The 25,322-nt window shown below is 60.5% G+C and carries 18 protein-coding genes; 13 read left to right on the top strand and 5 right to left on the bottom strand.

Features of this window, described 5'->3' with window-relative positions; genetic code table 11:
- Nucleotides 1-30: 30 nt before the first annotated feature.
- The 3 genes from M5G26_RS06710 (at nt 31) to M5G26_RS06700 (ending at nt 4,398) form a co-directional block, all read left to right on the top strand.
- Nucleotides 31-1,719, top strand: coding sequence for a polyurethane esterase (locus M5G26_RS06710; protein WP_273914791.1), 1,689 nt, complete (start codon nt 31-33; stop codon nt 1,717-1,719).
- 209 nt (nt 1,720-1,928) lie between these two features.
- Nucleotides 1,929-3,782, top strand: coding sequence for a polyurethane esterase (locus tag M5G26_RS06705; RefSeq protein ID WP_273915160.1), 1,854 nt, complete (start codon nt 1,929-1,931; stop codon nt 3,780-3,782).
- Nucleotides 3,783-4,023: 241 nt separating this feature from the next.
- A complete protein-coding gene (locus M5G26_RS06700) occupies nt 4,024-4,398 on the top strand; it encodes a hypothetical protein (protein WP_273914790.1) in 375 nt (124 codons plus the stop codon).
- Nucleotides 4,399-4,508: 110 nt separating this feature from the next.
- Here the strand turns inward: M5G26_RS06700 and M5G26_RS06695 are convergent, their stop codons facing one another.
- Nucleotides 4,509-4,733: a YgdI/YgdR family lipoprotein gene (locus M5G26_RS06695; protein WP_095120841.1), complete on the bottom strand. Its 225-nt coding sequence runs from the start codon at nt 4,731-4,733 to the stop codon at nt 4,509-4,511.
- Nucleotides 4,734-4,927: 194 nt separating this feature from the next.
- Here M5G26_RS06695 and M5G26_RS06690 point away from each other — a divergent pair, with 194 nt between their 5' ends.
- The 4 genes from M5G26_RS06690 (at nt 4,928) to M5G26_RS06675 (ending at nt 11,434) form a co-directional block, all read left to right on the top strand.
- Entirely contained in the window at nt 4,928-6,580 is a 1,653-nt protein-coding gene (locus tag M5G26_RS06690) for a VRR-NUC domain-containing protein (protein ID WP_273914789.1), read from the top strand.
- A complete protein-coding gene (locus M5G26_RS06685; RefSeq protein WP_273914788.1) occupies nt 6,577-8,895 on the top strand; it encodes an ATP-dependent DNA helicase in 2,319 nt (772 codons plus the stop codon). The genes M5G26_RS06690 and M5G26_RS06685 overlap by 4 nt, the downstream gene beginning before the upstream one ends.
- A gap of 5 nt (nt 8,896-8,900) precedes the next feature.
- On the top strand, nt 8,901-10,820 hold the full coding sequence (locus M5G26_RS06680; RefSeq protein ID WP_273914787.1) for a hybrid sensor histidine kinase/response regulator: 1,920 nt from the start codon (nt 8,901-8,903) through the stop codon (nt 10,818-10,820).
- A 77-nt stretch (nt 10,821-10,897) separates the two neighbouring features.
- Nucleotides 10,898-11,434, top strand: coding sequence for a hypothetical protein (locus M5G26_RS06675; protein ID WP_016983364.1), 537 nt, complete (start codon nt 10,898-10,900; stop codon nt 11,432-11,434).
- A 421-nt stretch (nt 11,435-11,855) separates the two neighbouring features.
- On the opposite strand, the gene M5G26_RS06670 is transcribed toward M5G26_RS06675, so the two are convergent.
- The 4 genes from M5G26_RS06670 to M5G26_RS06655 form a co-directional block, all read right to left on the bottom strand.
- A complete protein-coding gene (locus M5G26_RS06670; protein ID WP_273914786.1) occupies nt 11,856-12,152 on the bottom strand; it encodes a hypothetical protein in 297 nt (98 codons plus the stop codon).
- 187 nt (nt 12,153-12,339) lie between these two features.
- The gene (locus M5G26_RS06665; RefSeq protein ID WP_273914785.1) at nt 12,340-13,683 is read right to left on the bottom strand and encodes a cation:proton antiporter; all 1,344 of its coding nucleotides are present in this window, start codon (nt 13,681-13,683) and stop codon (nt 12,340-12,342) included.
- Nucleotides 13,684-13,843: 160 nt separating this feature from the next.
- Complete coding sequence (locus M5G26_RS06660) at nt 13,844-14,701, bottom strand: glucose 1-dehydrogenase (protein ID WP_273914784.1); 858 nt, start codon at nt 14,699-14,701, stop codon at nt 13,844-13,846.
- Nucleotides 14,702-14,896: 195 nt separating this feature from the next.
- Nucleotides 14,897-16,051, bottom strand: coding sequence for a MalY/PatB family protein (locus M5G26_RS06655; RefSeq protein WP_273914783.1), 1,155 nt, complete (start codon nt 16,049-16,051; stop codon nt 14,897-14,899).
- 300 nt (nt 16,052-16,351) lie between these two features.
- Between M5G26_RS06655 and fdnG the strand changes: the two genes are divergently transcribed.
- Genes fdnG through selB form a run of 6 tightly spaced genes read left to right on the top strand, consistent with a single transcriptional unit; the run spans nt 16,352 to nt 25,322 of the window.
- Nucleotides 16,352-19,417 (top strand): formate dehydrogenase-N subunit alpha, encoded by a 3,066-nt coding sequence (gene fdnG / locus M5G26_RS06650; RefSeq protein WP_273914782.1) that lies wholly within the window; start codon nt 16,352-16,354, stop codon nt 19,415-19,417.
- Nucleotides 19,418-20,353 (top strand): formate dehydrogenase subunit beta, encoded by a 936-nt coding sequence (fdxH, locus tag M5G26_RS06645; protein WP_064389913.1) that lies wholly within the window; start codon nt 19,418-19,420, stop codon nt 20,351-20,353.
- Entirely contained in the window at nt 20,350-21,015 is a 666-nt protein-coding gene (locus M5G26_RS06640; protein ID WP_273914781.1) for a formate dehydrogenase subunit gamma, read from the top strand. Before fdxH ends, M5G26_RS06640 begins: the two co-directional genes overlap by 4 nt.
- 3 nt (nt 21,016-21,018) lie before the next feature.
- A complete protein-coding gene (fdhE, locus tag M5G26_RS06635; RefSeq protein WP_273914780.1) occupies nt 21,019-21,945 on the top strand; it encodes a formate dehydrogenase accessory protein FdhE in 927 nt (308 codons plus the stop codon).
- A 60-nt stretch (nt 21,946-22,005) separates the two neighbouring features.
- Entirely contained in the window at nt 22,006-23,409 is a 1,404-nt protein-coding gene (selA, locus tag M5G26_RS06630; protein WP_273915159.1) for an L-seryl-tRNA(Sec) selenium transferase, read from the top strand.
- Nucleotides 23,406-25,322, top strand: coding sequence for a selenocysteine-specific translation elongation factor (gene selB, locus M5G26_RS06625; protein WP_273915158.1), 1,917 nt, complete (start codon nt 23,406-23,408; stop codon nt 25,320-25,322). Before selA ends, selB begins: the two co-directional genes overlap by 4 nt.

Genomic DNA, 25,322 nt, shown 5'->3' with positions numbered 1-25,322 from the left:
GCCGGTTTCTGAAGGAAGAGAGAGCACAACATGGGACTGTTCGATTATAAAAATGCCGATGGCAAAGCGTTGTACAGCGACGCCATCGCACTGACGCTGTATGCCTACACGCCGACTGGCAAACCGTTGCCGGCCACCGCTTGGTCGCCGCTCACAGCGACGGCGCTGGGTTATCAAGGCAAAGTCGGGCCACAAGGCACGTTCTTCGGCGAGAAGGACGGCTTCACCAGCGCCGAGGCCGAAGTGCTTGGCAAGTATGACGCTGCCGGCAAGTTGATCGGCATCGGCGTGGCCTTTCGTGGCACCGGCGGGCTCGGTTACAGCGACACCTTCGGCGACTTGAAAAACAACCTGCTCGCCGCCATCGGGCCGTCGGATTACGCGAGCAACTACGCGAAAAACGCCTTCGACAATCTGCTCAAGGCTGTCGCCGCGTTCGCCATTGCCAACGGCATCGGTGCCAAGGACGTGCTGCTCAGCGGCCACAGCCTCGGCGGGCTTGGGGTCAACAGCGTGGCCGAGCTGAGCGCGAGCAACTGGGGCGGCTTCTTCAAGGATGCCAACTACATCACCTTCGCCTCGCCAACCCAGAGCAGCACCGGCAATAACGTGCTGAACATCGGGTTCGAGAACGACCCGGTGTTCCGCGTACTCGATGGCACCACGTTCAGCACTGCTTCGATGGGCAAGCACGACAAGCCCCACGATTCGACCACCGACAACATCGTCAACTTCAACGACAACTACGCGTCCACCGCGCAGAACCTGGTGCCGTTCAGCATCGTCAATCCGCTGAACTGGTCGGCCCACAGCTCACTGGGGTATGCCGATGGCTTGAATCGGGTGATCGATTCGACGTTCTACAACCTGACGCATAAAGACTCGACGATCATCGTCTCCAACCTGGAAGAAGCGTCCCGGGGCAAGACCTGGGTTGAAGATCTCGGCCGCAGCGGCGAGCCGCACACCGGCAGCACCTTCATCATCGGCACCCAGAGCAACGACTGGCTCAAGGGCGGCGCGGGCAACGACTTCCTTGAAGGCCTCGGCGGCGATGACCGTTTCCGTGATGACGGCGGCTACAACATCCTGCTCGGTGGCCAGGGTCACAACACCTTCGAACTGCAGAAACCGTTGCAGAATTTCAGCTTCGCCAACGACGGTGACGGCACGCTGTACGTGCGCGACGCCTACGGCGGGATCAGCATGACCCGCGACATTGGCGCGCTGGTGAGCAAGGAGTCGGGTTCGTGGTGGGGCAGCAAGGAAATCACCTGGGGCGTCACGGCCAAAGGTTTGACCAATGGCAACGAGCTGACTCAGTACAACCACTCACTCAGCGGCGACGGTTACGGCAATGCGCTGCACGCCACGGCTGACGGCGACTGGCTGTTCGGCCTCGGTGGCGATGACAAGTTGATCAGCGACAAGGGCCATGTGACCTTCGTCGGTGGCGCCGGTAACGACGTGATGACCGCCGTGGGTGGCAACAACACCTTCCTGTTCAGCGGTGCGTTCGGTTTTGATGCCATCAACGGTTATCAGGGCAGCGACAAACTGGTGTTCATGGGCGTCGAAGGCGCGGGGCAGGGCTACGACTACAAGCAACACACGTCGCAGGCCGGCAACGATACCGTGCTGAAGATTGGCGACTTTGCCGTGACCCTGATCGGGGTGGGAGTGGCTAACCTGTCGGACTCGGCGTTCGTGTTCGCCTAAACAGTAATCCTGTAGGAGCTGTCGAGTGAAACGAGGCTGCGATCTTTTGATCTTGCTTTTAAGAGCCAAGTCAAAAGATCGCAGCCTTCGGCAGCTCCTACAAATGTCGCGTTAAAGAAGTGTTGTATCGAAATGCTCCGGGGCGTCCCCGTGGGGCGCTCTGGCTGTGAGCTATCTCTAACAATTCCAACAAGAGAGAGGCAATGGCAATGGGTGTGTATGACTACAAGAACTTCGGCACAGCCGATTCCAAGGCGTTGTTCAGCGATGCCATGGCGATCACGCTGTATTCCTATCACAACCTCGATAACGGCTTTGCCGCCGGTTATCAGCACAACGGTTTTGGCCTCGGCCTGCCCGCCACGCTGGTCACGGCACTGCTCGGCGGCACCGATTCCCAGGGGGTGATCCCCGGCATTCCGTGGAATCCCGACTCGGAAAAACTCGCCCTCGACGCGGTGAAGAAGGCCGGCTGGACGCCGATCACGGCCTCGCAACTGGGCTACGACGGCAAGACCGACGCGCGGGGAACTTTCTTCGGCGAGAAGGCCGGTTACACCACCGCCCAAGTGGAAATCCTCGGCAAGTACGACGCCCAGGGCCATCTCACCGAGCTCGGCATAGCCTTTCGTGGCACCAGCGGCCCGCGGGAAAAACTGATCCTCGACTCGATTGGCGACGTGATCAACGACCTGCTCGCGGCGTTCGGTCCCAAGGATTACGCCAAGAACTACGTTGGCGAAGCCTTCGGCAATCTGCTCAATGATGTGGTGGCGTTCGCCAAGGCCAACGGCCTCAGCGGCAAGGACGTGCTGGTCAGCGGCCACAGCCTTGGCGGCCTGGCGGTCAACAGCATGGCCGACTTGAGCGGTGGCAAGTGGGGCGGTTTTTTTGCCGACTCCAACTACATCGCCTATGCCTCGCCAACCCAGAGCAGCACGGACAAAGTGCTCAACATCGGCTACGAAAACGACCCGGTGTTCCGCGCCCTCGACGGCTCGACCTTCACCGGCGCCTCCGTCGGCGTGCACGATGCGCCCAAGGTCTCGGCCACCGACAACATCGTCAGCTTCAACGATCACTACGCCTCGACCGCGTGGAATCTGCTGCCGTACTCGATCCTCAACATTCCCACCTGGATCTCGCACTTGCCGACCGCGTATGGCGACGGCATGAACCGGGTGATCGACTCGAAATTCTACGACCTCACCAGCCGCGACTCGACGATCATTGTCGCCAACCTCTCGGACCCGGCGCGGGCCAACACCTGGGTGCAGGACCTCAACCGCAACGCCGAAACCCACAAGGGCAGCACGTTTATCATCGGCAGTGACGCCAATGACCTGATCCAGGGCGGCAGCGGCAACGATTACCTGGAAGGTCGCGCCGGCAACGACACCTTCCGCGACAGCGGCGGCTACAACGTCATTCTTGGCGGGCAGGGCAGCAACACCCTCGATCTGCAAAGCGCGGTGAAGAACTTCGACTTCGCCAACGACGGCGCCGGGAATCTCTATGTGCGCGATGCCAATGGCGGGATCAGCATCACCCGTGACATCGGCAGCATCGTCACCAAAGAACCGGGGTTTCTCTGGGGCCTGTTCAAGGACGACGTAACTCACAGCGTCACGGCCAGCGGCTTGAAGGTTGGCAGTAACGTCACCGCGTACGAGTCCAGCGTCAAAGGCACCGCTGGCGCCGACACGCTGAAGGCACATGCCGGCGGCGACTGGTTGTTCGGTCTCGATGGCAACGATCACCTGATTGGCGGCGCCGGCAATGACGTGTTTGTTGGCGGTGCCGGTAACGACCTGATGGAATCGGGGGGCGGGGCGGATACGTTTCTGTTCAACGGTGCGTTTGGGCAGGATCGGGTGGTGGGTTACACGTCGAACGACAAACTGGTGTTTCTCGGTGTGCAGGGTGTGTTGCCGGCGGAGGACTTCCGTGCTCATGCCGCGACCGTTGGGCAGGATACGGTGCTGACGTTTGGCAACGATTCGGTGACGCTGGTCGGGGTGTCGCTCAACAGCTTGAGTGCTGACGGCGTTGTGATCGCCTGAGGTTGATGGGGCGCCGGTAAGGGCCTCTTCGCCAGCAGGCTGGCTCCCACACTGGATCTGTGTCGTTTATAAATCCCCTGTGGGAGCGAGCCTGCTCGCGAAGAACGATAACTCGGTTTCAAAAGTGACTCGACAGCCACTCCCTGACTCAAACCCCTGCGAAAACAGGAAATGCGGCCTAAAGCCAGCACGTGCGTACACGTTCTATAGCTAGCCGCCATTGAGTACAGGAGATTCAAACGTGAAAGGTTTCAAGGGGTATGTCGGTTTCGTCGCACTGGCGCTGTGTTCGGCCAATGTCTACGCCGATCTGCCTCAAAGTTCGATTCTGAGCCGTTACGGCGTCACCACCGATCAACTGCCGAGCCCGCCGAAAAGCGAGACGGTGGAACCGGTCGAAGAGAAAAGCCGCTTTCAGATTCAGCCCGAACAGCCGTTCGTAACTCTGCGCCTGGGTGACGGCAAACAGCCGCAAACCACCGGCAATCTGAGCATCGATCGCATGGCGCAACAGGATCTGGAACGTTGCCGGCGTTTGCAGGGTGAAGTGGTCAAGCGGGGCGGCACGTACATGCCTTGCGATGGCAGCATTCCGGGCATGCCGACCTTCGAATAATACAAATATCCCTGTAGGAGCTGCCGCAGGCTGCGATCTTCTGCTTTTGATTTTCAGATCCGGATCAAAAGATCGCAGCCTGCGGCAGCTTCTACGCGTATCGCGGGGCGTCAGTCTTCTTCGCGCACGGTCGCGACTTCATCGGCGCGAACCTTCACCTTGGACCCGGAAATATCCTCGAACTCATAGAAGCCATCCTTGGTTTTGGTCTTCGGCATGTCCTTGGTCAGATATTGGGTGCCGTTCTGCAGAGTGACCACCGTCGGGGTCGAGCAGCCGGCCAGTGCCAGCGCGGCGACGACGGCGAAAGGGATGCCCAGCGACTTGATTTTCATACCCACCTGTAAATCCTCATTCGATGTGATGCCGAGCATTGTCGGCCTTCTAACGCGGTTGGTGCCATCCCCGGGACAAAAGTTCGATGGCCCGGCAAAAAAATGCCACTGATCATTTTCCGTTTGCACCGGGCGGGTCACAGCTGTTATCTGTACGCATAACCAGTATTCGCTCGCCATGGCCCAGAATTCCCGTGACTGCCAATCCCCTCGACGATCCGTTCTATTACCTTAACAACTTCCGGCAAGTGCTTGATTGGCTTGAGTTTCGTTATACCGATGTAATGAGTGAAACGGAGCACTCGTTCATCCGCGACTTCAAGACCTTGCCCCGTGCATCGCAGGGGTTGCTGGTGCGCATGGTGATGCGCAAGGGCGTGCATTTTCGCGCCGGCAAACTCAATTACGTTGAAATCGGTGATACCGCCGACGCCGCGCAATCCTTGCTGGAGCGTGGCTGGATCGCCGAACACGCGCCGCTGGCCCTCGCCGAGTTGTTCGACGTGTTGCTCAAGGCCGAGCTTGTGCAAGCCTTTGGCGCTGCCATCGAACAGCCCAAGGGACGCAAGGATGACTGGCTGCCGCAATTGGCCGAGCAGTTCAGCGAATTACGCAGCCTGCGCGACTGGGCGCCGTTGCTCGATGACCGCTTGTTCAGCCTGACCATCATGGACCTGTGCGACCGCTTGCGGCTGATGTTCTTCGGCAACCTGTATCAGGACTGGTCGGAATTCGTCCTCGCTGACCTTGGCATCTTCACCTACGAAAAAGTCGAATTCTGCGCGGACTCGCGAGGCCTGCGCAGCCGCGCGGACGTCGACGCCTGCCTGTTCCTGCACCACTGTCAATTGCGTTTCGAGGCCGGTGAGCCGCTGGACACCATCGTCGAGCAGGTCAATGCCTTGCACTTCGACAACCCGTGGCTGCAACGCCGGCGTGGCAAGGTGTTGTTCCAGATCGGCCAGTACTGCGAGCGCATCGGCGAATTTGCCCTGGCCCTGAGCATTTACCGCGACTGCGCCTATCCCGGCGCCCGCTTGCGCATGATCCGGGTGCTGGAGCGCAGTGGTGAATACCCGCTGGCGCTGGAACTCGCCACACTGGCGGAACAGGCGCCGGAAAGTGCCGCCGAGCAACAGGGCCTGCAACGCATATTGCCAAGGGTGCGGCGCAAGCTCGGCGGCCCGCCGCTCAAACGTGCAACCGCCAGGCCGGTCGAGCGTCTGGACCTGCACTTGCCGCGCAGTGATCCCGCGTTGTCCGTGGAGTATTACGTGCAGGCGCATCTGCACGATGATGACGGCCCGGTGCATTACGTGGAAAACAGCCTGATCAACTCGTTGTTCGGCCTGTTGTGCTGGCCGGCGATCTTCGCTCCCCTGCCGGGTGCTTTCTTTCACCCGTTCCAGCGTGGCCCGGTGGACCTGCTCAACGAAGACTTCCAGCAACGCCGCGCCGAGCTGTTTCAGGCGTGCCTGAGTGAACTCGACGACGGCCGCTATGCCGCGACCATCCGCCAGCGCTTTGTCGAAAAATGGGGCATTCAGTCGCCGTTCGTGTTCTGGGGCGCCTTGAATGAACAACTGCTGGAGCAGGCCCTGGCCTGTTTGCCGGCCGAGCACCTCAAGCACTGGTTCAACCGCTTGCTGCTCGATATCAAGGCCAACCGCGCCGGCATGCCCGACCTGATCCAGTTCTGGCCGCAGCACAAAACCTACCGGATGATTGAGGTCAAAGGCCCCGGCGATCGCCTGCAGGACAATCAATTGCGCTGGCTGGAGTTCTGCCATCAACACCAGATGCCAGTAGCGGTGTGTTACGTGCAATGGGCGGAGCAGAGCGCTTGAGCTACAGCATTGCCGTGCGCGCATTGTGCGAGTTCACCGCCAAGACCGGCGACCTCGACCTGCGCTTCACACCATCACCCACGGCGCTGGAAGGCATCGCTGGCCATCGCACCGTAGCCTCGCGGCGCAGCGAGAAATACCAAAGCGAAGTGGCGCTGGAAGGCGAATTTCTGCAATTGAAGGTCAAGGGCAGGGCGGACGGCTACGATCCCGCGCAAAACTGCCTGGAAGAAGTCAAAACCTACCGTGGCGACCTGAGCAAGCAACCGGCCAACCACCGCCAGTTGCACTGGGCACAGGCGAAGATCTACGGCTGGTTGATGTGCCGCAAGCTCGAACTTGAGCAGATCAATCTGGCGCTGGTGTATTTCGATATCGTCAGCGAAAAAGAAACCTGTCTGGTCGAGGCGTTCAGTGCTGATGCGTTGAACGCTTTTTTCGAGCAGCAGTGCCGACTGTTCCTGCAATGGGCCGAACAGGAAATGGCCCATCGCGAGGCGCGCAATCTGGCCGCGCAGCAACTGACGTTTCCCCATGCCGATTTTCGCCCCGGTCAGCGGCATTTGGCCGAGTCGGTGTTCAAGGCTGTCAGCACCGGGCGCTGCCTGATGGCCCAGGCGCCGACCGGTATCGGCAAAACCCTCGGCACGCTGTTCCCGATGCTCAAGGCTCTGGCGCCGCAGCAACTGGACAAGGTGTTCTTCCTCACCGCCAAGACGCCGGGACGCAAATTGGCACTGGATGCCAGTCAGGTGTTGTTCGATCAGTCGCCAGCCTTGCCTTTGCGGGTGCTGGAAATGGTCGCCCGCGACAAGGCCTGCGAACACCCGGACAAAGCCTGCCACGGCGAATCCTGCCCGTTGGCCCAAGGTTTTTATGATCGCCTGCCGGCCGCGCGGGAAGCGGCCAGTCGAATCCGCTTGCTCGATCAAGCGGCCATGCGCGAGGTCGCCGCGCAACACTCGGTGTGCCCGTATTACCTGAGTCAGGAGATGGCCCGCTGGGTAGATGTGGTGATCGCCGACTACAACTATTACTTCGACTTCAGCGCCATGCTGTTCGGTCTCGCCCAGCTCAATCAGTGGAAAGTCGCGGTGCTGGCGGACGAAGCGCATAACCTCGTCGAACGTGGCCGTCAGATGTACAGCGCCAGTCTCGATCAGTTCACCTTGGGCAGCGTGCGCAAAACTGCGCCCCCGGCGCTGAAAAACTCCCTGCAACGGATCAACCGTGAATGGAACGCTTTGCATGCGCCACAGGTGGCGGCGTATCAGGCTTACGACAAGGCCCCGGAAAAACTCCTGCAAGCGATCTCGCTGTGTTGCGCCGCCATTGGCGATTACCTCAATGACCATCCGCAGGGCCTCGACAGCGCCTTGCAGAATTTCTACTTCGACTTGCTGCAGTTCGCCCGGGTGGCGGAGCTGTACGACGAGCATTACCTGTTCGACATCAGCAAGCGCGACCTCGACCGTAAAAAGCCGCTGTCGCAGTTGTGCCTGCGCAACGTGGTGCCGGCCGCGTTCATCGGCCCGCGCCTGAAAGCGGCGCGCAGCAGCGTGCTGTTCTCCGCGACCCTCAGCCCGCGCCACTATTACGCTGACTTGCTCGGTACGCCCGCCGACACTGTGTGGATCGACGTCGAGTCGCCATTTTGCGCCGAGCAGTTACAGGTGCAGATCGTCAGCCGCATCTCGACGCGTTTCAACCATCGTCAGGCCTCGCTGGAGCCGATTGTTGAATTGATCGCGCGACAGTTCAGCGAACGTCCGGGCAACTACCTGGCGTTTTTCAGCAGCTTCGATTATCTGCAACAAGTGGCGTCGTTATTGGCTGAACGTTATCCGCACATCACCCTTTGGCAGCAATCGCGGGGCATGCTCGAAGGGGCGCGACAGGCGTTTCTCGATCAGTTCACCACCCATAGCCAAGGCATTGGTTTTGCCGTGTTGGGCGGTGCGTTCGGTGAAGGCATCGATTTGCCCGGTGCGCGGCTGATCGGCGCGTTTATTGCCACGCTGGGGTTGGCGCAGTTCAATCCGGTCAACGAACAACTCAAGTACCGCATGGCCGCCATCTTCGGCGCCGGTTACGACTACACCTATCTGTACCCCGGCGTGCAGAAAGTGGTGCAAGCCGCCGGGCGGGTCATCCGTACCCGCGAGGATCGCGGCGTGGTGATGCTGATTGACGATCGCTTTGCCGAAAGCCGGATCAAGCAGCTGCTACCGCGCTGGTGGGCGATCAATCATGAGACGGCCGCTTCCCAATTCGCCGGATTGCCGCATACTTCTGCTCATGACAATGGCTGGTGAGTGTGATGAGCGAGAAAAACAAGACCGCGGCGATCGAAGAGATGCGTTTTCGTCTGCTGATCGATGCGGTGGTCGACTATGCGATCTACATGATCGATCCCGACGGCATCATCACCAGTTGGAACTCCGGCGCCAAACGCTTCAAGGGCTACGAAGAAGCGGAAATCCTCGGCGAACATTTCTCCCGCTTTTATACCGCTGAGGATCGCGCCGCCGGTCTGCCGCAACGTGCGCTCGATACGGCGATCCGTGAAGGGCGCTTCGAAGGCGAGGGCTGGCGGGTGCGCAAGGACGGCACCAATTTCTGGTCGCACGTGGTGATCGATCCGATCATTGATCCCAACGGCAAATTGCTCGGTTTCGCCAAGATCACCCGCGACCTGACCGACCGCAAAATGGCCGAGGAAACCCTCAAGCAAAGCGAGCAGCAGTTCCGCTTGCTGGTGCAAGGCGTCACTGACTACGCCATCTACATGCTCAGCCCCGAAGGCCGGGTCAGCAACTGGAACCAGGGCGCCCAGCGCATCAAGGGTTATCTGCCGGAAGAAATCATCGGCCAGCACTTTTCGATTTTCTATACCCCCGAAGACCGCGAACTCGGCGAACCGCAACGGGCGCTGGAAATCGCCACCCGCGAGGGCCGCTTCGAGAACAAGAGCTGGCGCATGCGCAAGGACGGCACGCGGTTTCTTGCTCATGTAGTGGTTGATGCGATTCGTGGCGATACCGGCACGTTGCTCGGTTTTGCCAAGATCACCCGCGATATCACCGAGACCCACCAGGCACAGCAAGCGCTGGAGAAAACCCGGGAAGCGCTGTTCCAGGCGCAGAAGATGCAGGCTATCGGGCAACTCAGCGGCGGCATCGCCCATGACTTCAATAATCTGCTGACGGTGATCCTCGGTAACCTCGAGATCGTGCACAAACGCGTGGGCGACGATCCGAAAATCAGCCGCCTGCTGGAAAACGCCACCCAAGGCGCGTTGCGCGGCGTGTCGCTGACCCAGCGTATGCTGGCCTTCGCTCGCCGCCAGGAACTGAAGACCGAGTCGGTCGATATTGCGCAACTGGTTCAGGGCATTACCGGGTTGCTGCGCAGTTCGCTGGGGCCGGGCATTCGCATCGATACGCGCTTTCCCGAGGATCTGGCGCCCGTGCTGGCGGACACCAATCAGTTGGAACTGGCGTTGCTCAACCTGGCAACCAACGCCCGCGACGCCATGCCCGACGGCGGTACGGTAAGCATCACTGCTGAACCGCAAGTGGTGCTCGAACTCAGTCATTCGGATCTGCCGGCAGGTCGTTACGTTTGCCTCAGCGTGATCGACAGCGGGGAGGGCATGGATGAGCACACACTGGCCTCGGCCAGAGATCCGTTCTTCACCACCAAAGGCTTGGGCAAGGGCACCGGACTGGGATTGTCGATGGTCCACGGCTTCATTGAACAGCTCGGTGGCCGCTTCATTCTCAAGAGCGAAAAGGCCCAGGGCACCACGGCTGAGTTGTGGATTCCAGTGGCGGTCGAGGGCACGGCCAGCAAGCCGCTGTTGCCAAACGCCGAACCGGTGGTGGTGCCAAGGCTCAGCGTGCTGGTGGTGGATGACGACTCGCTGGTGTTGACCAGCACCAGCCTGTTGCTCGAAGACCTTGGCCATCGGGTGGTCAGTGCGACGTCCGGTGCGCAGGCGCTGGCGTTGTTTGATCAGGGCGAGGTCATCGACCTGATGATTACCGACATGGCCATGCCGCAGATGAGCGGCGCGCAACTGGCCCACGCGGTGCGGCTGCTCAAGCCGGATCTACCGATCATCCTGGCCACCGGTTACGCCGAGCGTCTGGAAGGTTTTGCTGCGCAACTGCCACGTTTGCCCAAGCCGTTCACGCAAATGAATCTGGTGGCGATCATTGCCCAATCGATGAAGTGAGGCGCTGGTCAATCGTTCTGAACTTGCGCGCCGGTGGGGACTTCTAACTGTTTCACCCACCCCGGAGCGTGCATCTTTTGTCTCGCATACTGACAGAGCCCACCGCTGAAGAAACCCTGACTGAACATGACGCCAAGATGTTCGGCTCACCCAAGGAGCGGCTGGATTTCTATCGGCGCGAGATTCAGTACGAAACCAGCATCCTCGCCAACCGCACCGATGCCTATCTGGCGGCGCAGTCGTTCCTGGTGATTGCTTTCGCCTCGTGTATGGCCAATCTCAACCCGGAGTGGGGCAAGTTGTTCACGCTGGTGGTGCCACCGTTTCTGGCACTGCTCGGGTTGCTCAGTTCGCTGAATGCCTGGCCGGGGATTCGGGCGGCGTACGACATCATCGATCACTGGCATTTCAAGCAAAGCCACTTGCTGCACAGCGAGCCGCTGATGGGCTTGGCGTATGACGAGTCGCCGCTGTTCAGCGAGATGGAATCGAGCCACAAGGGGTATCGCAAATCGCTGCTGTTTTCGGTGCGCACGCCGTGGATTTTTGCGACGTTCTGGGTGTTGCTGGGGAGTTATGCGGTGTTTATTCAGGTGACCAATCCGGGCGGGTGACTGGCAGGTAGGGAAAAGCCCGGTTCTTTTAGCCGGGCTTTTTCATTCGCGTGGATTTTGTGGTGCTCTTTAGATCGATCCCCCTCACCCCAGCCCTCTCCCCCAATGGGGGCGAGGGGGAAGGGAGCAGATCTTCGTGCAGTTCAAAATCTGCGTTCGACTCGGTATCTCAGGCCAAAGTCTGCGATCGACTCGGTATCTCAGGTCGACGTATCCCGACCATTCACCTCGGTCAGTTCCCTCTCCCTCTGGGAGAGGGCCAGGGTGAGGGGCTGTCAGGGTTCACATGTCAGATAGCCAATCCTTGCGCTGCTCAGAATCTGCGATCGACTCGGTATCTCAGGTCGGCATATCCCGACCATTCACCTCGGTCAGTTCCCTCTCCCTCTGGGAGAGGGTTAGGGTGAGGGGCTTTTCTGCCTCACTCCACGGTCTCAAGCTCTCGACGCAGCGCCATCGAGTTTTGCGACGACATCGGAATCGGCGGGAAGTCTTCGTTCAAGACGCACAAATGGTCGATGGCATCTTCAAACATCAAATCGGCTTTCTTGCGCAGCGCTCGGTAGTGTTCAAATTGTTCGATATCCAGGTGTTCAACTTCAAGCAGCGCATTGGCCGCGCGGTTGAGGGTGTGGGCGTTATCGAACAGTTGACGATTGCGTTCCAGAGCCAGTGCTCTGCAAGCCTTGATTTGCACCGGAGTCGAGCATTCTTTCATGACCGTAACCTTATTCTTCAAGGATTCCTTTAACAGGCTTAAACGCCGCAGTGGAACCGAACCTGCCGGGCCCCGCCGGATACATCTGGCGAGGGGTTATGCTTGTGACTGCCAGCAATTACCCCGCGATCCATTTTTTTACAGAAAGAAGTTCGATCGATTGCCTGATAAAAACCACTACCAATAATCAGATTTTTTGTTTCTTGTGCTGTTCGTAGCGCGCCAGGATCGGTTGCGTGCTGATGCCGTGAAGCAAAATGCTCAGCGCCACCACCGACAAGGTCAGGTCGGTGCACACGCTGGCCACGCTATCGGTCAGCCCATGATTCAGGGCATAAAACAGATAGAACAGGCTGCCGATCCCGCGAATGCCGAACCAGCCGATCAATAGCCGTTGCCGTCCCTCCATCAGTTCACCCCACGGCATCAGTGCGACGCAGATCGGGCGGATCAGGCAGAACAGCACGCCGCCCACCAGCAACGCCCGCCAGTCCCAGTGCGCCACCAGCACGACGCCTAGCAGGGTCACCAGAAACACTTCCATGGCGCGCTCGACCAGACTGCCGAACGACAACATATCGCCCATCATGATCCCGGCGGCGACCTGGCTGCTTTCCAGCCGTTCGGTGTCACCGTGCACCGCATGCTGCGGTTCGACGTTCTGATGGCCGACCACCGGTTGCACCAGATGCTCGGCGGGTGTCTGGCTGGCGCCGGTGGATTTCACTTCAACCTGACGCAAACCCAGCCCGGCCGCAAACACCGACAGGAAGCCGTAACCGCCGATGGCTTCGGCAATGACATAGGCCAGGGCAATCAACGACAACGCCAGATAATCATTGGGGCTGAGCGTGCTGTCGTCATTGTGGATTCGCAACGAAAGGGTCACGCGCCCGATACCGCGGCCCATCCAGTAACCGGTGAGCAAGCCGGCAGGCACCGCCCACAATACGTTGCGCAACACCCAGCCCTGCCATTCGGCGGCGCTGCCGTCGCCGTGCATCAACAACAGACCGAGAATCACAAACGGGAAGGCAATCCCGTCGTTCAACCCGGCTTCGCCAGAGAGGCCGAAACGCACACTGTCGACATCCCGCGCATCGTTGACCTGCACCAGCGCCGCCAGCACCGGGTCGGTCGGCGCCAGAATCGCAGCAATCAACAGCGACGGCCCCCACGGCAAGTGCAAGGCAAGATGCAGCAGCAGACAAACACCGATTATGGTCAGCACCATCACCGGCCCGGCCAGACCAAAAGCGATGCGCCAACGCTTGTCGCGCAGGGGCAGCCGCAGCTTCAGGCCACAGACGAACAGGGAAAACAGCACCGCAACCTCGGTCAGGTGCTCCATCCACAACGAGGCGTCTTCCAGTGGCAGTTTCAGCAGGTCGAGGCCGCTGGGGCCGATGCCGATTCCCAGCAGCAAACAAACAGCCGAGGTGGTGACCGGCATCCAGCGCAGATATGACGAGGTCAGTGCCAGGGTCAACAGCACGGCTCCGAGCACCGTCACCCACACGATAAAACTCATGATCTGCCGCCCTCAGTGATTAATGACGGCCGCCTGCAGAGACCCTTTCGCTTCTGACGCCGCCCCTGTAGGAGCTGCCGCAGGCTGCGATCCTTTGACCTTGTTTTTAACATCCAAATCAAAAGATCGCAGCCTTCGGCAGCTCCTACAGTGCGTTTACTCACAGCATCGGCTTTCCACCGGTCACGCCATAGCGCTGGCCGGTGATGTAACTGGCTTCGTCCGAGGCCAGCAGCACATAAATCGGTGCTACTTCCACCGGTTGTCCGGGGCGGCCGAGCGGGGTATTACCGCCGAAGTTCTGCACTTCTTCATCGGGCATGGTCGCGACGATCAGCGGCGTCCAGATCGGCCCCGGTGCGACGCAGTTCACGCGGATTTCCTTGGGCCCGAGCATCTGCGCCAGACCGCCGGTGAAATTGGCAATTGCGCCTTTGGTGGTGGCGTAGGCGAGCAGGGTGGGTTTGGGCATGTCCGAGTTGACCGAGCTGGTGTTGATGATCGACGAGCCGGCACCCATGTGTTTGATCGCCGCCTGACATAGACGGAAGATCGCGGTGATGTTGACGTCGAAGGTCATTACCCATTCTTCGTCGGGGATTTCTTCGAAGGTTTCGTGGGTCATCTGGAATGCGGCGTTGTTGACCAGCACATCGATGCGGCCGAAGCGTTCGACGGTGTTGTCGACCAAGGCCTGGCAATGGGCCTTTTGCGCGATATCGCCCGGCAGCAGCAGGCATTGACGCCCGGCCTGCTCGACCCAGCGCGCGGTTTCCTTGGCGTCTTCGTGCTCATTCAGATAGGCGACCGCCACGTCGGCGCCTTCACGGGCGAAAGCAATGGCCACGGCGCGGCCGATACCGCTGTCGGCGCCGGTGATCAGGGCAATCTTGCCGGCCAGTCGCCCGGAACCGACATAGCTTTGCTCGCCGCAATCGGGATAGGGTTCCATTTTGCGCTGCGAACCGGGAACGGTCTGGGCTTGTGCGGGGAAGGGTGGTTTTGGATAGTCGGTCATCGCGGGTCTCCGAGGTCTCATGGCTGGTATGGGCGGTTGACCCGGGGTGTTTGCCGTGAGTTCGATCGGATTTACACGTAACGCAAATTCCCTGTAGGAGCTGCCGAAGGCTGCGATCTTTTGATTTTGATCTTTTAAAAAGCAAGATCAAAAGATCGCAGCCTTCGGCAGCTCCTACAGGGGGATGTGGTGGTTTCAGGTATTGCGTGTAGTCAGGGCGCGCTCCATACGGGCGATCCCTTCTTCGAGCAACGATCGCGGGCAGCCGAAGTTCAGGCGCACGAACTGCTGGTGTTGATCGCCGAAGTCCAGACCGGGGCTGAGCCCCACTTTGCCCTGCTCAAGGAAGAACTGCTGCGGGTTGTCCAGGTCCAGCGCCGAGCAATCCAGCCACGCCAGATAAGTGCCCTGCGGCACATTGATGGTCACACCCGGCAAGCGGCTGCGTACCGCTTCCACCAGCCAGTCGCGGTTGGCTTGCAGATAGGTTTTCAACTCGGCCAGCCATGGCGCACCTTCGCTGTAGGCGACGCGGGTGGCTTCCATGCCCAGCGGGTTGACGCTGTCGACCATGCCGCAACGGGCGTGATTGACGCGTTCGCGCAGGGCGGCGTTCTGGATGATCATGAACGAGGTCTTCAGGCCGGCGATGTTGTACGCCTTGCTCGCCGACATCAGGGTGATGGTGCGCTCGGCGATCTCCGTGCTCAGCGACGCGGTCGGAATGTGCACGCGACCGTCGAAGCACAGTTCGGCGTGGATTTCGTCGGAGATGATCCAGGCGTCCTGCGCCGCACAGATGTTGGCCACGGCTTGCAGCTCGTCACGGCCAAATACCTTGCCGATCGGGTTGTGCGGGTTGCTCAGCAACAGCGCGCCGCCACCGTTCAGCGACTCACGCAGTGCGTCCAGCGGCGTTGAGTAAGTGCCGTCAGCCTGCGCGACGAACTCCAGCTCCACCTTGTTCAAATCCCAATGCCCCGGCGCGTGACGCAGCGGCGGGTAATTCGGCACTTGCACCACGACGTTCTGCTGCGGCTGCACCAGCGCTTTCAGAGCCATGTTGAAACCGGACTCGACGCCCGGCAGGAAAATCAGCTCTTGCGGTTTGACCTTCCAGGCGAACTTGGCCCAGAGGTCGGCGACGATGGCTTCACGCAAGTTGTCCTGCGCCACGCTGTAGCCCACCAGCGGATGCAGAAGGCGTTGCTGTAGCGCCTCGATCACCACCGGTGGCGCGGCGAAATCCATATCAGCGACCCACATCGGCAACACATCGGCCGAATAGCGGCTCCACTTGGTGCTGCCGGTGTTGTGGCGGTCGAATACCTGATCAAAATCGAAAGTCATGCGCGGTCTCGTGAAGGCGGGAATGGTCCTGCGGGCATGATAAACCTACAACCCCTGTAGGAGCTGCCGAAGGCTGCGATCTTTTGATTTTGTTTTTAAAGAGCAACATCAAAAGATCGCAGCCTTCGGCAGCTCCTACACAGATTTGTGTATTGCCTGACAAACGGCCGACGGTCGGTTTTCACACAGATCGTGTGGTCATTGTCTACAGTGAAAAAGTCGGCAGACGTTTGCCGCAACCGTGATTGTCCAGATAAAACCCGGCACCAGTACCGGGTTCCACCTGATCAGGAGTGCACGATGGATCTCAGCCGTCGTCAGTTCTTCAAGGTCGCCGGTATCGGCCTTGCAGGCTCGAGCCTGGGCGCGTTGGGCATGGCCCCGACGCCAGCCTTCGCCGAGCAGGTGCGCCACTTCAAGCTTGCCCACACCCATGAAACCCGCAACACCTGCCCGTATTGCTCGGTCGGTTGCGGGTTGATCATGTACAGCCAGGGCGATACCGCGAAGAACGTAGCGCAAAGCATCATTCACATTGAGGGCGACGCCGACCACCCGGTCAACCGCGGCACCCTCTGCCCGAAAGGCGCAGGCCTGCTCGACTTCATTCACAGCCCCGGCCGTTTGCTCTACCCACAAACGCGCAAACCGGGCAGCAGTGAATGGACGCGAATCAGTTGGGACGAAGCGCTCGACCGCATCGTCGACCTGATGAAAGCCGACCGCGACGCCAACTTCATCGAGAAAAATGCCAACGGGCAAACGGTGAATCGCTGGCTGACCACCGGTTTCCTCGCCGCATCGGCCGCGTCCAACGAAGCCGGTTACATCACCCAGAAGGTGATTCGCAGTCTTGGCATGCTGGGGTTCGATAACCAGGCGCGTGTCTGACACGGCCCGACGGTGGCAAGTCTTGCCCCGACGTACGGCCGTGGTGCCATGACCAATACCTGGACCGATATCGCCAACGCGAATCTGATCCTGGTGATGGGCGGCAACGCAGCAGAAGCGCATCCGTGCGGCTTCAAATGGGTGACCGAGGCCAAGGCGCACAACGCTGCGCGGCTGATCGTGGTCGATCCGCGTTTTACCCGGACCGCGTCCGTGGCCGACTATTACGCGCCGATCCGCACCGGCACCGACATCGCCTTCATGGGCGGGCTGATCAATTACCTGCTGACCGAGGACAAGATTCAGCACGAATACGTGCGCAACTACACCGACGTGTCGTTCATCGTCAAAGCAGGCTACGGCTTCGAAGACGGCATCTTCAGTGGTTACGACGTCGCCAAGCGCAGCTACACCGACAAGTCCGGCTGGGGTTACGAACTGGGCGAGGACGGTTTCGTCAGAGTCGACCCGACCCTGCAAGACCCGCGCTGCGTTTATCAATTGATGAAGCAGCATTACAGCCGCTACAACATCGACCTTGCCAGTCAGATCTGCGGCATGCCGGTCGACGCCATGCAGAAAATCTGGGAAGAGATCGCCACCTGCTCGATCCCGGGCAAGACCATGACGATTCTCTACGCCCTCGGCTGGACCCAGCACTCGATCGGCGCGCAGATCATCCGCAGCGCGGCGATGGTGCAACTGTTGTTGGGCAACGTCGGCATGCCCGGTGGCGGGGTCAACGCCTTGCGCGGTCACTCGAACATTCAGGGGCTGACTGACCTTGGCTTGCTCTCCAATGCGCTGCCGGGCTATCTGACGCTGGGCAGCGACACCGAGCAGGATTACGCCCAGTTCATTCACAAACGTACGCAAGTGCCGCTGCGGCCGGGGCAATTGTCCTATTGGCAGAACTACAGCAAATTCCACGTCAGCCTGATGAAGTCGTGGTACGGCGCAAACGCCACCGTCGAGAACAATTGGTGCTACGACCATTTGCCGAAGCTCGACATCCCCAACTACGACGTCCTGAAGATGTTCGACCTGATGAGCCAAGGCAAGGTCAACGGCTACTTCTGCCAAGGCTTCAACCCGATCGCCGCGCTGCCGGACAAAAACCGCGTAATGGGCGCACTGGCCAAGCTGAAATGGCTGGTGGTGATGGATCCGCTGGCCACTGAAACCTCGGAGTTCTGGCACAACGTCGGGCCGTACAACGATGTGAAAAGCGCCGAGATCCAGACCGAAGTCATTCGCCTGCCCACCACTTGTTTTGCCGAAGAGGACGGCTCGCTGGTCAACAGCAGTCGCTGGCTGCAATGGCACTGGAAAGGTGCCGATGGCCCGGGCGAGGCGCAGACCGACATTCGCATCATGAGCGAACTGTTCCTGCGGTTGCGCAAGCGCTATCAGGCCGAAGGCGGCAAATTCCCCGATCCGCTGCTGAAACTGACGTGGCCGTACAAGATCCCCGACGAGCCTTCGCCGGAAGAACTGGCCAAGGAAATCAACGGCAGTGCCGTGGCCGATTTCACCAACGCCACGGGTGCCGCGGTCAAGGCCGGTTCGCAACTGGCCGGGTTTGGCTTGCTCAAGGATGACGGCAGCACGGCTTCTGGCTGCTGGATCTTCGCCGGCAGCTGGACCGAGGCCGGCAACCAGATGGCCCGCCGCGACAACGCCGATCCGTTCGGCATGCATCAGCATCTCGGCTGGGCGTGGGCCTGGCCAGCCAACCGGCGGATTCTCTACAACCGTGCTTCAGCGGACGTCGCCGGCAAACCGTGGGATCCGAAAAAGCGCTTGGTGTGGTGGAACGGCAAGGCCTGGGGCGGCACCGACGTGCCGGACTACAAGGCCGACGTGCCGCCGGAAGCCGGGATGAACCCGTTCATCATGAACCCCGAAGGCGTCGCGCGGTTCTTCGCCGTCGACAAGATGAACGAGGGGCCATTCCCTGAGCACTACGAGCCGTTCGAAACGCCGATCGGCATCAACCCGCTGCACCCGCAAAACAAGAAAGCCACCAGCAACCCGGCGGCGCGGATCTTCGATTCGGTCTGGGAAACCCTCGGCGAGGCCAAGGACTTCCCGTACGCCGGCACCAGTTACCGGCTCACCGAGCATTTCCACTTCTGGAGCAAACACTGCAAGTTGAACGCGATTGCCCAGCCTGAGCAGTTTGTGGAAATCGGCGAAGTGCTGGCGAAAGAGAAGGGCATCGCTGCCGGTGATCGCGTCCGGGTCAGTTGCAAACGCGGCTTTATCGAAGCGGTGGCGGTGGTGACGAAAAGGATCCGGCCGTTGCAGGTCAACGGCCAGGTTGTGCATCAGATCGGCATCCCGCTGCACTGGGGATTCACCGGCCTGACGCGTCACGGTTACCTGACCAACACCCTGGTGCCGTTCCTCGGCGATGGCAATACACAGACCCCGGAATCCAAGTCATTCCTGGTCAACGTGGAGAAACTATAAATGGCCAGCCAAGACATCATTGCCCGCTCGGCCACCACGACCGTGCCGCCGTCGGTGAGGAATCAGGAGGCGGTGGCCAAGCTGATCGACACCACCAAATGCATCGGCTGCAAGGCCTGTCAGGTCGCCTGCTCGGAATGGAACGAGCTGCGCGACGAGGTCGGCCACAACCACGGCACCTACGACAACCCGCAGGATCTGAGCGCAGAAACCTGGACGTTGATGCGCTTCACCGAGCACGAAACCGACGCCGGCAACCTCGAGTGGCTGATTCGCAAGGATGGCTGCATGCACTGCGCCGAACCGGGTTGTCTGGCGGCGTGCCCGAGTCCCGGCGCGATCATCAAACATGCCAATGGCATCGTTGATTTCGATCAGGATCATTGCATCGGCTGCGGTTATTGCATCACCGGTTGCCCGTTCAACATTCCGCGCATTTCGCAGAAAGATCACAAGGCCTACAAATGCACCTTGTGTTCGGACCGCGTGGCGGTAGGGCTGGAACCGGCCTGCGTGAAAACCTGCCCGACCGGCGCCATCGTTTTCGGCACCAAGGAAGACATGAAGGAACACGCCGCCGAACGCATCGTCGACCTGAAGAGCCGTGGCTTTGAAAACGCCGGTCTGTATGACCCGGCAGGCGTTGGCGGCACGCACGTGATGTACGTGCTGCACCACGCCGACACGCCGACGATCTACGCCAACCTGCCGCAAGATCCGGCAATCAGTCCGTTGGTGGGCTTGTGGAAAGGCATCAGCAAACCGCTGGGCCTGTTGGCCATGGGCGCGGCGGTGCTGGCCGGGTTCTTCCATTACGTGCGTATCGGCCCGAATCGGGTGGAAGAGGATGAACACCCGACACCAGCTGACACCTCGGTGCACGTCGTCGATCCGGCGGTGCACACCTTCGATCCACGCGGGGAGGACCGGCCATGAGCAACAAGACGATCCTGCGTTACACCGCCAACCAGCGCACCAATCACTGGCTGGTGGCGATCCTGTTTTTCATGGCTGGGCTGTCCGGGCTGGCGTTGTTTCATCCGTCGCTGTTCTGGTTGAGCAACCTGTTCGGTGGCGGGCCGTGGACGCGGATTCTGCATCCATACATGGGCATCGCCATGTTCGTGTTTTTCCTCGGTCTGGTGCTGAGTTTCTGGCGCGCCAACTTCTTCATCAGCAACGACGGCAAGTGGATGCGCCGCATTGATCGGGTGCTGGTCAACGATGAAGAAAGCGTGCCGCCAGTGGGCAAATACAACGCCGGGCAAAAGCTGCTGTTCTGGACTTTACTGCTATGCATGCTGGGGTTGCTGTTCACCGGGCTGGTGATCTGGCGCGCCTGGTTCAGTGCGTATTTCGGCATCACCGTGATTCGCTGGGCGATGCTGCTGCATGCGCTGGCCGGGTTTATTCTGGTGCTGAGCATCATCATTCACATCTACGCCGGGCTGTGGATCAAAGGCTCGGTGGACGCGATGCTGCACGGCTGGGTGAGCCGCGCCTGGGCGAAGAAACACCATGAACTCTGGTATCGCGAGGTGACCCGCGATGACCGCCAACCGGACGTGCCGGAGCGACCGATCACCAAAAAGGGCTGACCTTTGCCAACCATTCTTGAACCTGGGGAAATCGAAGCGGCGGCGAGTTCGCCGCCGTTTTTGCATCTGCCGCCGCACAATCTGTTTGCGCTGCGGGCTGATCGACTGGAGCAACTGGCCGAGGGGCATGCGCTGGCTGAGTATCTGCGGCTGATTGCCGGGTTGTGCCGGGTGCAGCAGCAGGTGTTTGATGACCCGCCGCTGACGGCGCCGTTTGATCAGCAACGGATTGAAGCCTGTCAGCAGCATGGTTTGCCGCCGTTTGCGGCGGACACGTTGGTGCGCGAAGACGCATGGCAGGTGTATCTCGATGCGCTACTGCAGCGCTATATGCCTGATGAACAGCCCGCCGTCATTGATGCGCTGACGACATTGCGGGTTGCCAGCCCCGGCCAGTTACGGTCGTGGGCTGTGGCCTTGATCAGTGGTCAATATTCGCTGGTGCCGGCGGCGTTGGTGCCGTTCCTCGGCGCGGCGCTGCAAGTGGCGTGGAGTCACTGGCTGCTCAGCGCGGCGAATCTGCAACTGAAACCCGGCGACAGCCTCAGCCAATGCCCGGCCTGCGGTTCACCGGCGATGGCGGGTGTGATTCGCCATCGCGGCAAGCACAACGGTTTGCGTTATCTGGTGTGTTCGCTGTGTGCCTGCGAATGGCATGTGGTGCGGGTGAAGTGCGTGTATTGCGAGTCGAGCAAGGGTCTGGATTATCTGAGCCTTGAGGACGATCGCCATGCCGCGAATCAGGCGCCGTTAAGGGCGGAAGTCTGTCCGGGCTGTAACAGTTATCTGAAACTGGTGTATCTGGAGAACGATGCCGATGCCGAGGCGTTGTCAGCGGATCTCAGCAGTTTGCTGCTCGATATGCGTCTGGCCCAGGACGGTTATCAACGTCTGGCGCCGAATCTGTTGCTGGCTCCGGGAGACGAATGACATCAAGGTCTACACTCTTGTTTTTCACTGCGTGGCCCAGTGATCTGTTTCCAGGAGTGGCTGATGTCCCTGCGGTTACCTTCCATTGATGGTGTGTTGCGTCACCCGGCGTGTGGACCTTTGCTTGAGCGTCACGGGCGTGAGTCGCTGCTGACGGGCTTGCGTCAGTTGCTCGATGAGTTGCGCCCCGGTGTGTTGAACGGGCAATTGTCGGCCGTGGAAATCAGCCCCGAAGTGCTCGCTGGCCGCGTCAGTGAACGCCTGGCCCAGCAACAACGCAGCCATGTGCGCCGGGTGTTCAACCTCACCGGCACGGTGCTGCACACCAACCTTGGTCGCGCCTTGTTGCCCGAAGAAGCCATCGAAGCGGTGCAAATGGCCGCGCGTTATCCGCTCAATCTGGAATTCGATCTGGCCAGCGGCAAGCGCGGTGATCGTGATGATCTGATTGAAGGCCTGATCCGCGAACTGACCGGCGCCGAAGCCGTCACCGTGGTCAATAACAACGCCGCCGCCGTGCTGCTGACACTCAACAGTCTCGGCGCGCGCAAGGAAGGCATCATTTCCCGTGGCGAGCTGATCGAAATCGGCGGCGCCTTCCGCATCCCCGACATCATGGCCCGCGCCGGCGTGCGCCTGCACGAAGTCGGCACGACCAATCGCACCCATGCCCGCGACTACGAAGCGGCGATCAGCCCACGCAGTGGTTTGATCATGCGCGTGCATGCGAGCAACTACAGCATCGAAGGTTTTACCGCCCGCGTGCCGACGGCTGAGCTGGCCGAGTTGGCCCACCGACACGGTTTGCCGCTACTGGAAGATCTGGGCAGTGGCAGCCTTTTGGATTTGACCCGTTGGGGATTGCCGGCGGAACCGACGGTGCGGCAAGCGCTGCTGGATGGCGCGGATATCGTCACCTTCAGTGGCGACAAGTTGCTCGGCGGCCCGCAGGCCGGGTTGATCGTTGGGCGCAAAGAACTGATCGCGAAGATCAAGAAAAACCCACTGAAACGCGCGCTGCGGGTGGACAAGTTGACCTTGGCGGCGCTGGAGGCGGTGCTGGGTTTGTATCGCGATCCGGATCGTCTCGCTGAACGGCTGCCGAGTTTGCGCCTGCTGACCCGCCCGCAAGCTGACATCTTCGCCCAGGCCTTACGTTTGCAGCCCTTGATGGCTGACTTGTTAGGTGAGCGCTGGCAGGTCAGTGCAGTCGAGGCCTTGGGCATGATCGGCAGCGGTAGCCAACCGGTGGCGCGTTTACCGAGTGCGGCATTGTGTATGCGCCCGCAAGTCTCCAAGCGTTTGCGCGGGCGTTGTCTGCTGAATCTGGAAGCGGCGTTGCGGGCCTTGCCGATCCCGGTGCTCGGGCGCATCGACGACGATGCGCTGTGGCTGGATTTGCGTCAGCTCGACGATGAGCCGGCGTGGCTCGGGCAATTGCCGCGCCTGCAGGTCGACCCGTGATCGTCGGCACGGCGGGGCACATCGACCACGGCAAGACCTCGCTGTTGCAAGCGCTGACCGGACAAACCGGCGACCGCCGCCCGCAGGAGCGCGAGCGTGGCATGACCATCGACCTGGGTTATCTCTACGCTGAACTCGAGCCGGGCGCGGGGCTGACCGGGTTTATCGACGTCCCCGGCCACGAGAAATTCACCCACAACATGCTCGCCGGCGCGCAAGGCATCGACTTGGTGTTGCTGGTGGTCGCCGCCGATGACGGCGTGATGCCGCAGACCCGCGAGCATCTGGCAATTGTCGAACTGCTCGGCATCCCGCGCGCTGTGGTGGCGATCACCAAATGTGACCGCGCAGAGTCGGGCAGGGTGGAAGAGGTACAGCGCCAAGTGCTGGATCTGCTCGCCCCGGGACCGTTCGCCGACGCGCCGATCCTGACCATATCGAGCCTGAGCGGGCAGGGCATTGAGGCACTGCGCGAGGTGTTGCTGCAGACGCAAAGCGAAGTGCATGAACGCAGTCGTGACGGTGGTTTTCGCTTGGCCATCGACCGCGCGTTCAGCGTCGCCGGCGCGGGGATTGTGGTCACGGGGACGGCGTTGTCCGGCGCGGTGGCCATCGGCGACAAACTCACCCTCGGGCCAGCCGGGAAAACCGTGCGAGTGCGCGGCCTGCATGCGCAGAATCAACCCGCCGAGCAAGCCTTCGCTGGTCAGCGGGTGGCGTTGAACCTGACGGGTGAACGCCTTGAACTGGCGCAGATCCATCGCGGCCAGTGGCTGCTGAGCGAATGGCTGCATGCGCCGACACAACGAATCGATATTGAATTTCAACTGCTGCCCGGCGAACGCACCTTCGAACACTTTCACCCGGTGCACGTGCATCTCGGCACGCAGGATGTCATCGCCCGGGTGGCCTTGCTCGAAGGTCCGCGCTTGAGTCCCGGCGAGCGCATGTTCGCGCAACTGCTGATCAATGCGCCGGTGCACGCGGTGAAGGGCGATCGCCTGATCCTGCGTGATCAGAGCGCGCAACGCACCTTGGGTGGCGGCCAGGTCCTCGACCCATTCGCCCCGGCGCGACAACGTCGTAGCCCGGAACGTCTTGAGCAACTGCGCGCCTTGGTCTCGGGCGACGAGTTCGAACAGGTCTTGCCCGTACTGCTCAACTACAGCGCGGGTGGCCTCGACCCGTTGCGGCTGGAACGCCAATTCAATCGCCCGCGCTCGACTTGGGCATTAGCGGAAAACGTCCGCTTCATCGACACACGTCAAGGCCCGCTGCTGTTCAACGTGCAGCGCTGGGCACAGCTGAAGTTCACCCTGTTGGAGCAACTGGCGCAGTTCCACGAACTGGAACCCGACCAGATGGGCCCCGATCGCGATCGCTTGCGGCGCTTCAGTGGTCTGGCGCTGGAGCGTTCGACGTTTGTCAGTTTGCTGGATGAATTGCTGGCGGCCGGATCGATTCAGGCAAGTGGGCCGTGGCTGCACCTGCCGGATCATCAGGTGCGCCTGAATGCCGAGGACGAAAGCCTCTGGCAGGCATTACAACCGCTGTTCGAAAACGCCGGATTTGACCCACCGTGGGTACGCGACATCGCGAAAATGCTCGGTCACGACGATGCCGTCGTACGTCTGCTGCTGCGCAAACTGGCGCGACTCGGTCTGACGCACCAAGTCGTGCGCGACCTGTTCTTGAGTGACGTGCAACTGCGCCAAATGGCCGACGTGCTGCTCAAACTCGCCAAGGAAAATCCGCAGATCCAGGTGACAACCTTCCGCGATGCGCTAGGCTTGGGACGCAAACGCTGTATTCAGTACCTCGAATACTTCGACCGCGTCGGCCTGACCCGACGCCTCGGCGAATCCCGCCAGATCCGCCCCGACAACGCGCTGGCCCACGCCGACGCCCAATGA

Source organism: Pseudomonas sp. TNT2022 ID642, from assembly GCF_028656995.1.
GTDB lineage: Bacteria > Pseudomonadota > Gammaproteobacteria > Pseudomonadales > Pseudomonadaceae > Aquipseudomonas.
Note: the sequence above shows the minus strand (reverse complement) of the source record. Positions and strands in the feature narration are given on the sequence as shown.